Source organism: Amycolatopsis sp. CA-230715, assembly GCF_018736145.1.
GTDB lineage: Bacteria > Actinomycetota > Actinomycetes > Mycobacteriales > Pseudonocardiaceae > Amycolatopsis.
Genome location: NZ_CP059997.1, coordinates 8,842,610 through 8,855,022 on the forward strand (window position 1 = coordinate 8,842,610; position 12,413 = coordinate 8,855,022).

Below are 12,413 nucleotides of genomic sequence, written 5' to 3' on the forward strand. Positions count from 1 at the left end.
GTGACTGGTGCGCTGCCAAGGTCCCTACCTCCGCTGGGTGAGCCGCGTTTCGCCCATCCGGGTTTAGCACAGGAAAAGGGCCTGCTCCCGGCCACGAACGCGTTTGTGACACCTGCCACGCGGGCGACACGCCGAACCGTCGCCGTAATGGCGGTTGCCAAGTTCGCTGATGACCGATAATGGGCCGTCCCCGGTCGCCTGGTGGTCCGTGCGGGGTGCCCGGATGTCCGCTCGCGAATGTCGAATTGTATCGTCAGTATTAACGGAATGCGGATATTTTGACACGCCCCGGACATCGGAAGTATCCGCTGAGTGGCCCGTCGTGATTCGGCCGCTCGCCGGGCGCCCAGTCGGTGAAATTGTTGCGTCCTTCGCATCGTGGTGCGCAGAGCGCTGCCACACTCAGTCAGGAACGCGATGACCTCAAGGGAGGATGTGATCGGGCGTGCGGGTCACATGAACGCCTATATCTCTACCGCGGGTGACCAGGTGTGCGACCGGCTGCGCTGAACGGGTGAGGCTGCCGCGAGTGGTCAGCGTGTCCGTTCTTGACGTTTCCTGGTACCCGAAGGTCGTCTTCGCAACCGACCTACCACGTGGTATGCCGCTTCGACGGCCGGTGCGCGCGTCGTCCGAGGCTCCCGCGGACGCTATACAACGGGTGAAACCGCACGTCATGCCATCGCCGCATTGATAGTTGCCGCGGCACTGCCATACATTGATCGGCAGGCGGTTTCGCGGGCGATCAGCGTCGATTTCCCGCGAAGACCGTCCGAGTCGGGGCGAGCGATCAAGATACGACGGTTCGGCGACCGGATCCGCGCTGCGTGCGGCCGTTACGCCGATTTCACCGGCTCCCGGGGTGTGTCGCGGTGACGCGTGCGCACGCGCTTTTTCGACCACCATGATTTTTGTGTACGGCCGAACCCTGGAGTGATACGAAAATGACGGACCTTACTTCGCATCCCGCACAGGCGTTCGGTGCGGATCCGTTGCAGGTGCGGGACACCGACCACTACACGGACGAGTACGTCACGGGTTTCGTGGAGAAGTGGGACGAGCTCATCGACTGGAAGAAGCGGTACGAGAGCGAAGGAAGCTTCTTCATCGACCTCCTCAAGTCGCGGGGGGTGAAATCCGTGCTCGACGTGGCCACCGGGACCGGATTCCATTCGGTCCGCCTCCTGGAAGAGGGATTCGACACGGTGAGTGTCGACGGCAGCCCGGAGATGCTCGTCAAAGCGTTCGAGAACGGCAAGAACTACGGCGGCCATATCCTGCAAGTGGTGCACGCGGACTGGCGGTGGCTCAACCGGGACGTGCACGGCGAGTTCGACGCGGTGATCTGCCTCGGCAATTCCTTCACGCACCTGTTCTCCGAACGGGACCGCCGCAAAGCGCTCGCCGAGTTCTACGCCGTGCTCAAGCACGACGGGATCCTGATCCTCGACCAGCGCAACTACGACGCGATACTGGACAACGGATTTTCCAGCAAGCACACATACTACTACTGCGGTGACGCGGTGACCGCGGAGCCCGAATACGTCGACGAGGGGCTGGCGAGGTTCCGATACCGCTTCCCGGACCGCTCGCAGTTCCACTTGAACATGTACCCGCTGCGCAAGGACTACGTCCGGCGGCTGCTCCGCGAGGTGGGCTTCCAGCGCCTCGAAACCTACGGCGACTTCCAGGACACCTTCGCCGAGGACGAACCCGATTTCCTCATCCACGTCGCGGAGAAGAACTACGTGAAAAGTGCAGAGGACGGCATCACCTATTCGGCGGCGGTCACCGTCGCCCGTGACTACTACAACTCCGAGGACGCCGACAACTTCTACTTCTCCATCTGGGGCGGCGAAGACATCCACATCGGACTCTACGACCACCTCGCCGAGGAGATCGCCGTGGCGAGCCGCCGGACCGTCGAACGGATGGCCGGCGCGCTGCCGCTCACCGAGGCGAGCACGGTGCTGGACATCGGCTCCGGGTACGGGGGCGCCGCGAGGTACCTCGCGGCGACCTACGGGTGCCGGGTCTGGTGCCTGAACCTCAGCGAGGTGGAGAACGCGCGCAACCGCGAGCTGACCGCCGAGCAGGGACTGACCGGACTGATCGAGGTCGTCGACGGGTCCTTCGAGGACCTGCCGTTCGAGGACAACCACTTCGACGCGGTGTGGTCGCAGGACGCGATGCTGCACAGCGGCGACCGGGTGCGCGTGCTGCAGGAAGTGGCGCGCGTGCTCAAACCGGGCGGCGACCTGGTGTTCACCGACCCGATGGCCTCCGATTCCGTCGAACGCTCCGCGCTCCGCCCGATTCTGGACCGGCTACACCTGGAGTCGATGGGCTCACCGGGGTTCTACCGTCGCGAGCTGAACCGGCTCGGCGTCAGCACCCTGGCGTTCGAGGACCACACCGCCCAGGTCGCGACGCACTACGGCCGCGTGCTCGAGGAGACCGAGCGTGCCGAGCCCCAGCTAGCCGGCCGCGTGAGCGACGAATACCTGGCGAGGATGAAGGTCGGGCTCCGGCACTGGGTCGACGGCGGGCACGCGGGAAACCTCGCGTGGGGCATTTTCCACGCCACGTTCTGAAGACCGCGTTCTGAAGACGCGGCCACGACAGGCAAGGACCACCGAGAGCGAAGGGTCGAACCGTGCGGAATGCGGGCAAGAGGCTGTTCACCAGCGAGTCGGTGACCGAGGGGCACCCGGACAAGATGTGCGACGCGATCAGCGACAGCGTGCTCGACGCGATGCTCGCGATCGACCCGCGCAGCAGGGTCGCCGTGGAGTCGATGATCACGACCGGCCAGGTGCACGTGGCGGGGGAGGTGACCACCGAGGCGTACGTGGACGTGCCGTCGCTCGTGCGCGAGAGGATCCTCGACATCGGGTACGACAGTTCCGCCAAGGGTTTCGACGGCGCCTCCTGCGGGGTGAACGTCGCGATCGGAGCGCAGTCGCCGGACATCGCGCAGGGCGTCGACACCGCGTACGAATCGCGGCTGGAAAGCGCGCTGGACGAGATCGACCGCCAGGGCGCGGGTGATCAGGGGCTGATGTTCGGTTACGCGTGTTCCGACACCCCGGAACTGATGCCGTTGCCGATCGCGCTCGCGCACCGGCTCTCCAGGCGGCTGACCGAAACCCGCCGCAGCGGCGCGATCCCGTACCTGCGGCCCGATGGCAAGACGCAGGTGACCATCGAATACGCGGGCGACCGCCCGGTGCGGCTCGACACCGTGGTGATCTCCAGCCAGCACGCCGAGGGCATCGACCTCGACCGCATGCTCGCGGTCGACCTGCGCGAGCAGGTGATCGCGCCGGAGATCGAATCGCTCGGGCTCGACCCCGGCGAGCCGGTCGTGCTGGTGAACCCGACCGGCCGGTTCGTGGTCGGCGGCCCGATGGGTGACGCGGGGCTGACCGGGCGCAAGATCATCGTGGACACCTACGGCGGGATGGCGCGGCACGGCGGCGGCGCCTTCTCCGGCAAGGATCCGTCCAAAGTGGACAGGTCCGCCGCGTACGCGATGCGGTGGGTGGCGAAGAACGTGGTGGCGGCGGGGCTGGCCGAGCGCGCCGAGATCCAGGTCGCCTACGCGATCGGCAAGGCGGCGCCGGTCGGCCTGTTCGTCGAGACCTTCGGCACGGAAAAGGCGGCGCCGGAGAAGATCCAAGCCGCCATCTCCGCCGTGTTCGACCTGCGGCCAGCCGCGATCATCCGCGACCTCGACCTGTTGCGCCCGATCTACGCCCCCACGGCCGCCTATGGGCACTTCGGCAGGGAGGACCTCGACCTGCCGTGGGAACGCACCGACCGCGCCGCCGACCTGAAGGACGCCGCGAAGGCGTAGGACTGTTTCGAAGTGCGTCGGGCGGTGATCGGCGGCGGGCCCCGTCGTTGGTCCCCGAAGGCCACCTTCGGGGACCCTGACGCCACTTTCTCGGCCCTCGCGGGGGCACGCGGGCAGTGCCGCGCATGCCCCGAAGGTGACCTTCGGGGCGCCTAGCGCCACTTTCCTCACTCTCGTGGAGGTGCGACCCCGGTTTCCGGTGCCCCGAAAGTGACCTTCGGGGCGCTGGATTCCCTGAACGTCACTTTCGGGGCACGCGAACGCCCGCTTCGGGCCTGCGCGCGGGTGGCGAGAGTGCGGTGCGAGGGGCGAGTTCGCGGCGTCTAGCGCCCCGAAGGCCACCTTCGGGGACAGGCGCCAGGGCGGCAGCTCACCACGAGGGCCGAGATCGGGACGCTCAACGCCCCAAGCAGAGCCTTCGACGACACCCGCGGCCCGCCCTGCCTTCTGTAGGAGCATCTTTCGGGCCCGCGAGAGTCTACTGTGGACCCGCGCGTCAGGCGATGAAGCCCGCGGACTTCAGCCAGTCGCGCGCGACCGCGTTGGGCTTTTGGCCGTCGACGCTCACCTTCTTGTTCAGCTCGGTGAGCGTGCCGGTGTCGAGCTTCGCCGCGATCTGGTCGAAGACCTGTTGCAGCTGCGGGTACTTCTGCGCGATCGGGGTCGCGATGCTGATCGCCGGGTTGTAGATCGGGAAGAACTTCTTGTCGTCTTCGAGCACGCCGAGCTGCTGCGCGGACACCCGGCCGTCGGTCGCGGCCACCGAGCCGAACTTGCAGGTGTCGCCCTTGCCGACGCTCGGGTACACCACGGCGTCGTTGAGCAGGTGCTCCTGGCCTGGCGGCAGGGTGAACCCGTACGCCTTGGCAAGTCCGGGGAATCCGTCGTCGCGGCTCTTGAACTCCGAGCCGATGCACGTCGACGCGGCGGCGGGGTTGGTCTTGATCAGGTTCGCGTAGTCCGAGAGCGTCTTCACCCCGGTCTGCTGCTGCGCCGCCTTGTTGACCGCGATCGCGTAGGTGTCGTTGGCGGGGGAGCGCGACCACCAGGTGATGTTGTTCGCCGCGTCGGCCTTCTTCACCTCGTCGAACTGGGCCTGCGGTTCGGGGATTCCCTTGGTCTGCTTGAGGAAGCTGACCCACGCGGTGCCGGTGTACTCCCAGTACAGGTCCACCGCGCCGCTCGTCAGTGCCTGCCGGACGTTGCTCGACCCGGTGATGTTCGTCTTGTCCTCCGGGTCGGCGCCCGCCGCCTGCAGCGCGACCAGTGCGATCTGGCCGAGCAGGAGCTGCTCGTCGAACTCCTTGGAGCTGACCCGGATCTTCGCCCCGCTCAGTGCGTCGATCTTCTTGATCGAGCCGTCGCCGACCTTCGCCTGGTCGTCGTTCTTGCTGATCGTGCAGCCAGCGGCGAGCGCGGCGACGGCGAGCAAGGCCGCCAGTGGACGTCGGATGCGCATTGCGGAACTTCCTTCGGATCGAAACGGACGGGTCACAGGCCGCGGGGTTTCAGCACCTCCTCGGCGAGGAGCCCCAGCCAGTCGGCGAACAAGGCGAGCGCGGCGACGATGATGCCGAACGACAGGCTCAGCACCGGCCGGTACAGCCCGATGCCCGCGACGAGCCCACCACCGAGCCCGCCGCCGTCGATGAACGTGGCCAGCGTCGCGCTCGCGACGGTCAGCACGAGCGCGGTCCGGATGCCCGCCAGGATCACCGGGACCGCGAGCGGCAGTTCGATGCGGCGCAGCACCGCGACCCGGGACAGGCCCATCCCGCGCGCCGCGTCGATCACGCCGGTGTCGACGCCTTCGAGACCGACGATCGTGTTGCGCAGCACCGGAAGCGTCGCGTACACGACCAGTGCGATCACGGCCGTGGTGGTCCCGGTGCCGATCCACAGCGCGAGCAGCACGACGAGCCCGATCGACGGGATCGCCTGGCCGAGGTTGCCGAGCGCGAGCCCGATCGGCCGGATCCAGCGCGCGCCCGGCCTGGTCAGCAGGATCCCGAGCGGAACCGCGATGACGACGGTGAACAGCGTCGCGACGAGCGAGAGCACGACGTGGTCGGAGAGCTCGGCGGCGATCTCGTTCCCGTTGAGGTAGCGGCCTTCGATCGAGTCGATCGGCTGCGCGCGGACGACGAAGTACAGCGCGAGCAGCGCGACGGCGAGCAGCACCGGCCGCACGACCAGCCCGCGCCAGTTCCGCTTGCGCGGCGCGGCGGCGGGCACCGCGGCGTCATCGGGGTCCGGCGTCGGCGGGCGGTCGGCGGGGAGCTGGCTCGGCGGCAGCGCGGACACGATGCGGTCCAGATCGCAGGTGCCCACGACGGCGCCGTCCCGCGTGACGCGCACGGTGCCCGCGCCGGTGCGGAGCATGGTGTCGAGCGCGTCGTGCAGCGTCGTACTCGCTGGCAACTCCGGCAGGTCACCGTCAGCGTCGGCGCCAAGGTCGATTTCGTCGAGCCGGATGAGGGCGAGCCGTTTGAGCTGGGCACCGGATCCGATGAAGCTCGCGACGTAGTCGTCGGCGGGCGCGGTGAGGATCGCCGACGGGGTGTCGTACTGGGCGATCACCGACCGCGGCCGCAGCACCGCGATCCGGTCGCCCATCTTGAGCGCCTCGTCGAAGTCGTGGGTGACGAACACGACCGTCTTGCCGATTTCGCGCTGCAGCCGGAGGAACTCGTCCTGCAGGCGCGCGCGGGTGATCGGGTCGGTCGACCCGAACGGCTCGTCCATCAGCATGACCGGCGGGTCCGCGGCCATCGCCCTGGCGACGCCGACCCGCTGCTGCTGACCGCCGGAGAGCTGCCCGGGGTAGCGGCGGGCGTGCTCGGGGGACAAGCCCACCACGGCGAGCAGCTCGCCGACGCGCGCCGCGATCCGCTCGCGCGCCCAGCCGAGCACCTTCGGCACCACGCCGATGTTCGCGGCCACCCGCAGGTGGGGGAAGAGCCCGGTCTGCTGGATGACGTACCCGGTGTTGCGGCGGTGCTCGTCGGGATCGAGCGCCCGAACGTCGGTGCCGCCGACGGTGATCTCGCCGGACGACGGCTCGATCATCCGGTTGATCAGCTTCATCGTGGTGGTCTTGCCGCAGCCCGACGGCCCGACGAGGACCACGATCTCACCGGCCGGGATCCGCATGGTCACGTTGTCGACGGCGGGGTTCGCCGAGCCGGGGTAGAGCTTGCTGACGCCGGTGAGTTCGATCGCCTCGCCGGCGCGCCGGGCCGCTTCGCCCGGTTTCCCGGCGAGGACGGCGGGTGCGCGCCGGAGCGTGGTCAGCTTGCCGAGCACCACGTAGGCCAGGTCGAACAGCAGCGCCAGCACGACGATGCCGAGCGTGCCGGTGAGCACCTGGTTCAGCGAATTGACCGACCCGAAGCGGCCCAGCCCGTCGAAGATCTCGTTACCGAGGCCGGGGCCCTTGACGTAGGCGCCGATGGCCGCGATCCCGATGGTGATCTGCGTGGACACGCGGATCCCGGACAGGATCACCGGCCACGCCAGCGGCATGCGCACGCGCCACAGCAGCCGCGCCCTGCCCAGCCCCATGCCGCGGCCCGCTTCGATGATCGCCCTGTCCACCCCGCGCAGGCCGACGATCGTGTTGCGGGTGATCGGCAGCAGCGCGTAGAGCGACAGCGCGATGAGCACGTTGGTCAGGCCGAGCCCGAACGGGCCGATCAGGATGCCGAGCAGCGCGATCGACGGGATGGTCAGGAACGCGGCGGTGGTGGTCGTGGCCAGCGAGGCGAGCGCGGGCCGCTGGTAGGTGAGGACACCGACGGTCACGCCGACCAGCACCGCGATGGCCATCGCGGCCAGGGTCAGGTCGACGTGCAGGATCGCGTCGTTGACGACGTCGACCCAGTTCTGCGCGAGGTACTCGAACAGGTCCAGCGGTCTGCTCCCTCCGGCCGGTCCGCCCCCAGCGAGCTCGGGCCGCGAACAGCTAACCAGGTTCGGCGGCGTCAGGGAAACCGCGCGGCGCCGCTGGCGCGTCGGCGTGCGCACTCGGCGTGCGAACCGCACGCCGGTGATAATGACGGGCGTGAGCAGGGTGCAGCTGGTGGAAGAGTACGGGCCCGCGTGGTCGACCGGGCCGTACGAACGGGGAACCGACGGGCCGAGGGTGATCGTCGTCGGGGTGGACGGATCACCGACCGCGTTACGGGCTGGCTCGTACGCGGCGGGGCTGGCGCGGCGGCAGGGCGCCAGGCTGGTTGTCGTGTACGTCGCCGCGCCGTCGATGTGGACCGGTCTGGCCGCGGCGGGCGGCGCCGACGTAGAGCAGCAGACGTTCGAGGAAATCATCGAGCAGCTGCGCGAAGAACTGCGCCCGCGTGCGGAAGAACTGGGCGTGTCCATCACGTTCATGGTGCTGCGCGGCGAGGTGTTCCCCGAACTGCGCGACGCGGCCACCGAGGCGAACGCCGACATGGTGGTCATCGGCGCCTCGGAGCAGGCTGGCCACCGGCTCGTCGGCTCGGTGGCCAGCCGCATGGTCCGCGCCGCGGTCTGGCCGGTCGTCGTGGTGCCCTGACCGTCCACAGCGGACGGATACAGTGGACAGCCGGGTCAGGGCAGCGGCTCGGCGGGGCAGTGCAGACCGGGCGGCGGCGTGCTGCCGAGGGTGAGGTAGGCGGTGACCACGTCGCGCATGCACCGGCCGCGCACGGCGGCGCCGTGGCCCATCCCGTCGTAGGTGACGAACGCGGACCCTGGCAGTTGCGCCGCGATGCGCGCGGCTCCGGCGTGCGGGGTCGAGTCGTCGTAGCGGGAGTTGGTCACCAGCACCGGCGGCGCGTCGTCCGCGTCGAGCCGGTGCGGCGGGTTGGCGGTGGCGAACGGCGGGTTGGCGCAGAGCTGCGGTACGCCGTGCCAGCCGGTCTTGACCAGTGGCGCGACCGCCGCTTTCCGCGCGGTGACCTCGCGGAGTGCGGCGTAGGAGCCGATCGAACTGCGGTGGTCGGCGCAGTAGAGGTAGATCGGCAACGCGTCCGGCGACGGCGGGTCCGATCGCACCGCCGAGGGGCCCGCGACGAGCCGGGCGATCCGGTTCGCGGCCTCGGTCACGCCCGCGTTCCCGAGCGGTTCGAGGATGCGGTGCGCCAGCCCGCCCCGGTCGAGCGGGCGGCCGGGATCGTCGGGATCGGTCAGCTTTCCCTGATCCGCCTTGGCATAGAGCGCGGCGACGAGCGCGCGCACCGGCTTGCCGTGCAGCGAGCAGGCGGTGCTGCGGTCGCACCAGTCGGCGAAGTAGGAGAACGAGTCCTCGGCCGCGGCGGCACCGGTGATCTCGGTCCGCACGGTGTCCGCGCTGTGGTCGACCACGGCGTCGAGCACCATCGCGCGGATGCGGTCGCCGAAGAGTTCCGCGTACATCTCACCGACGACGGTGCCGTACGACAGCGCGTAGACGTTCAGCTTCTCCTCGCCGAGGAAGACGCGCAGCGCATCGAGATCCCGCGCTTGCGTGCGGCTGTCGAGGTGATCGATGACCGGTCCCGTCCGTTCGCGACAGCTCGCTCCCAGCGCGGCCTGCGCGCCGAGCAGCCGCGTGAACTCGGCCTGGTCGCGCGGAGCCGTGTCGCCGAGCGCGCCGGCGAGCTTCCCGTCGCAGCGGACCGGGCCGCTCCTGCGCACGCCACGCGGGTCGAAGCTGACCACGTCGAACTTCGCGGCCTGCTCCGGCGGGAACATCAGGCCGAAGAGCTGGTCGTTCGTCACGGCGTCGACACCGGAACTGCCCGGCCCGGCCGGTGCGTACACGAGCGAGCCGACGCGTGCGGCGGGATCGGTCGCGTGGCGCCTCGCCACGGCGATGCCGATCGAGGGCCCGGCGGGATTCGCCCAGTCGACCGGTACCCGCATGGTCGCGCACTCGGCGCCGGGGTTCTCCTGGCACGGATGCCATTCGGCGGCGGCACTCGCGGGCACGACGGCGCAGCCCGCGGCGAGCGCTCCCACCGCGGCGAGCGCGCGAAACCGGGTCTTCACGATGATTCCTCCCTCGATGAGATCACCGAGGGTGGCGGAAATCCGGGGCCGCGGCCTCCGCCCCGAGGCCGGAGCGCCTCCTCCGGGAGGCCGGGATTCAGCCCGTGCGCGCGAGCAGGTGCTCGACGAGCAGATCCAGCCGTGCCGCCTGCGCCGCACGGGGGAGCCGCCCGCCCCTGGTGAGCGTGACGATCCCGTGCAGCGCGCTCCACCCGAGTTCGGTGAACAGGCCGGGGTCACCGTCGCCCGACAGCGGGCCGAGCACCAGGTGCAGTTGGGCGAAGCCGTCCTGGAGCGGTGCCGGGGTGTCCGGCTGGGCGAACGGCAACTCGGTAGAGAGGGTGAACATGGCGTCGTAAAGCGCGGGATTCGTCTCCGCGAACTCGACGTAGGCGTGCACGATCGCGGCCAGTCGCGCGCGCGTCTGCTTCGCGCTCGTGCGGGCCGCTTCGAGCGCACGGGCGAGTTCGGCGAACCCTTCCGTCGCGACCGCGGCGATGATCGCATCCTTGCCGGAGAAATGGCTGTACAGCACGGGTTGGCTGTATTCGATGTGCTCGGCGAGCCGCCTGGTCGTGACCGCGTCCCAGCCCTCGTGCTCGGCGAGCTCCCGCGCGGTGGTGATGATCAGCTGGTGCCGCTCGGCGCGTTCACGCTCGCGGCGCGGTGATACGGGCATGACCTGATCCTAGCACTGCTAGCACTTCTAGCGCTGGCCGTGCTAGCGTCGATCCGAAATCTAGCAACGCTAGGAAATGGGAGTGGTCATGTCGGTGCAGCTCTGGATCGGTGCGGCGATCGCGGTCGCGACCGCGGTGTTCATCATCTTCGTCGGAGTGCGGTTCCTCGTGACGCCGCAGGCGTTCGCCGCGAACTTCGGCCTGCCGAACTGGCCGTCGGAGGCGGCGAATTCCTGGCTCAACCTCAAGGGCGTCCGCGACATCGTGTCCGGTCTGGTGATCGCGGTACCGCTGGCGTTCGGCGAATGGCGCGTGCTGGCGGTGCTGATGGCCGTGGCCGCGCTCACGCCGATCGGCGACGCGCTGGTCGTGCTGAAGTACCGGGGCCGCAAGGCGATGGCGTACGGGGTGCACGGCGGCACCGCGCTACTCGTGCTGGTCGGTGCGTTCCTGCTCGGCGCCGGTTCGTGAGTCCGTCAGCGCGGGCGCTGCTCGTGAAGGCCCAGCATTTCGAGCAGGTCCGCGCATTCGGCGCGGTCGCGGGCGTGCGCGGCCACGGTCAACGCCGCCTTGCGCGCCTCCTCGGCCGCTTCGGGGCTCTCGGTGAGATCGGGTGCCGGGTGCAGCTGATCGGTCGTGAGAGTTCTCATCGGTGCGCCTCCTCGGGTAGTCGGCTTCCACGGTGGGACTACCCGATGCGCGGAAAATGACGCGTTACCGCAGGAGCACCGGCAGGGCGGTGAGCCGCGCGCCCTGGATACCGCCGAAATCCTGCTGGCGCAGCTCGTGTTTCGGCACGGCGAGGGTGGCCTGCGGGAACGCGGTCCGGAGCACCTGCGCGGCGACGCGGAGTTCGAGCCTCGCGAGATGCGCGCCGATGCAGTAATGCGGACCGGCGCCGAAGGTCAGATCCGGGTGGGCCCCCGTGGCGTTGATGCCGCGGATGTCGACGAGCACGGGGGAGCGTGCGGACAGCCGGACGCCCGCGAGTTCGACCTCCGTCGAGGTGAACCGCCACAACGTGAACGGCGCGGGCGGGTACTGCCGCAGCGTCTCGTCCACCAGTGAGCCGAGCGCCTCGACGGGAACGTCGGCATCGAGGGTGCGCGCGAGGACGAACCCGATAGCGGCGTCGGTGGTGAGCTGTCCGGCGAAGAGCAAGGTGAACACCAGGTAGTGCAGCTCGTCCTCGGTGACCTCCGCGGGGACCCGGTCGCGCAGTTCGACCGCGAGACCGTCGCGGCCGTCGGCGAGCCCGGCCGCGGCGATGGCCGAGAACATGGCCATGGCCTCGGGGACCTGCCCGCTGACCATCGCCCGGCAGGCTCCGATCGCGTCGTCGACCCGGTCGAGCGGGATACCGAGCAGATCGAGCAGCACGGTCAACGGGTAGCGCGTCGCGAAGTCGGCCATCAGATCGACCGGTTCCCCCTGCGCGGCCTGTGCGGTGAGCAGCTCGGTGGCGATCGCCGTGATCCGGTCGGCGCGTTCCCGCGTGCGCTTCGCGGTGAACAGCGGGGAATGCGCCTTGCGCAGCCGAAGGTGCTCCGCGCCGTCGAGGGTGGTGAGCGAAAGTTGTTGTGCGGCAGTCGGTTCGAGATCGGCGTGCACCCAGCTCGACGGTGCTCCGGCGGGGTCCTTGGTGATCCGGGGGTCGTTGAGGACCTCGCGTGCGAGGACCTCGTCGGTGACGATCCACGCCGATCCTCCCGCAGGGGCCTCGACGCGGACGATCGGGCCCGCGGCACGGAGGGCGGAACGCGTGCGGTCCGCGTCGTCAAGGGTGCGGCTGGCCGGTTCGAACGGCGTGTGGGGCACAGGTTCCTCCGCAATTTAGCTTCATGGTGAAGTGATTTCACGGG

10 protein-coding genes are annotated in these 12,413 nt (G+C 69.3%); 4 read left to right on the forward strand and 6 right to left on the reverse strand.

What is annotated here, in order from left to right; all coding sequences use genetic code 11:
* The first annotated feature begins 944 nt into the window (after positions 1 to 944).
* Positions 945 to 2,594, forward strand: a complete 1,650-nt coding sequence (locus HUW46_RS41350; RefSeq protein ID WP_215544104.1) for a glycine/sarcosine N-methyltransferase — start codon at positions 945 to 947, stop codon at positions 2,592 to 2,594.
* A gap of 62 nt (positions 2,595 to 2,656) precedes the next feature.
* Positions 2,657 to 3,859 carry a methionine adenosyltransferase gene (metK, locus tag HUW46_RS41355; RefSeq protein WP_215544105.1) on the forward strand — a complete coding sequence of 401 codons (1,203 nt, stop codon included), beginning with the start codon at positions 2,657 to 2,659 and terminating at the stop codon, positions 3,857 to 3,859.
* A gap of 496 nt (positions 3,860 to 4,355) precedes the next feature.
* On the opposite strand, the gene HUW46_RS41360 is transcribed toward metK, so the two are convergent.
* Both HUW46_RS41360 and HUW46_RS49170 read right to left on the reverse strand, forming a co-directional pair.
* A complete protein-coding gene (locus HUW46_RS41360; protein ID WP_215544106.1) occupies positions 4,356 to 5,318 on the reverse strand; it encodes a glycine betaine ABC transporter substrate-binding protein in 963 nt (320 codons plus the stop codon).
* Between the two features lie 32 nt (positions 5,319 to 5,350).
* Complete coding sequence (locus tag HUW46_RS49170) at positions 5,351 to 7,903, reverse strand: ABC transporter permease subunit (RefSeq protein WP_442860886.1); 2,553 nt, start codon at positions 7,901 to 7,903, stop codon at positions 5,351 to 5,353.
* 19 nt (positions 7,904 to 7,922) lie between these two features.
* On the opposite strand from HUW46_RS49170, the gene HUW46_RS41370 reads away from it, so the two are divergent.
* Positions 7,923 to 8,414: a universal stress protein gene (locus HUW46_RS41370; RefSeq protein ID WP_254125455.1), complete on the forward strand. Its 492-nt coding sequence runs from the start codon at positions 7,923 to 7,925 to the stop codon at positions 8,412 to 8,414.
* 35 nt (positions 8,415 to 8,449) lie between these two features.
* Here HUW46_RS41370 and HUW46_RS41375 read toward each other — a convergent pair whose 3' ends face one another.
* Both HUW46_RS41375 and HUW46_RS41380 read right to left on the reverse strand, forming a co-directional pair.
* A complete protein-coding gene (locus tag HUW46_RS41375; protein ID WP_215544107.1) occupies positions 8,450 to 9,871 on the reverse strand; it encodes an alpha/beta hydrolase in 1,422 nt (473 codons plus the stop codon).
* 97 nt (positions 9,872 to 9,968) lie between these two features.
* Entirely contained in the window at positions 9,969 to 10,550 is a 582-nt protein-coding gene (locus HUW46_RS41380) for a TetR/AcrR family transcriptional regulator (RefSeq protein WP_215544108.1), read from the reverse strand.
* A gap of 88 nt (positions 10,551 to 10,638) precedes the next feature.
* Between HUW46_RS41380 and HUW46_RS41385 the strand changes: the two genes are divergently transcribed.
* Positions 10,639 to 11,022, forward strand: coding sequence for a DUF4267 domain-containing protein (locus HUW46_RS41385; protein ID WP_215544109.1), 384 nt, complete (start codon positions 10,639 to 10,641; stop codon positions 11,020 to 11,022).
* A gap of 5 nt (positions 11,023 to 11,027) precedes the next feature.
* Here HUW46_RS41385 and HUW46_RS41390 read toward each other — a convergent pair whose 3' ends face one another.
* Complete coding sequence (locus tag HUW46_RS41390) at positions 11,028 to 11,201, reverse strand: hypothetical protein (RefSeq protein WP_215544110.1); 174 nt, start codon at positions 11,199 to 11,201, stop codon at positions 11,028 to 11,030.
* A gap of 64 nt (positions 11,202 to 11,265) precedes the next feature.
* Positions 11,266 to 12,369 carry a cytochrome P450 gene (locus HUW46_RS41395; RefSeq protein ID WP_215544111.1) on the reverse strand — a complete coding sequence of 368 codons (1,104 nt, stop codon included), beginning with the start codon at positions 12,367 to 12,369 and terminating at the stop codon, positions 11,266 to 11,268.
* Positions 12,370 to 12,413: the final 44 nt, after the last annotated feature.

Bases quoted from the DNA above. Each gene is read 5' to 3' on its own strand.
- HUW46_RS41350 (WP_215544104.1), top strand. From the start codon at position 945: ATGACGGACCTTACTTCGCATCCCGCACAGGCGTTCGGTGCGGATCCG.
- HUW46_RS41360 (WP_215544106.1), bottom strand. From the start codon at position 5,318: ATGCGCATCCGACGTCCACTGGCGGCCTTGCTCGCCGTCGCCGCGCTC.
- HUW46_RS41380 (WP_215544108.1), bottom strand. From the start codon at position 10,550: ATGCCCGTATCACCGCGCCGCGAGCGTGAACGCGCCGAGCGGCACCAG.
- HUW46_RS41385 (WP_215544109.1), top strand. From the start codon at position 10,639: ATGTCGGTGCAGCTCTGGATCGGTGCGGCGATCGCGGTCGCGACCGCG.
- HUW46_RS41390 (WP_215544110.1), bottom strand. From the start codon at position 11,201: ATGAGAACTCTCACGACCGATCAGCTGCACCCGGCACCCGATCTCACC.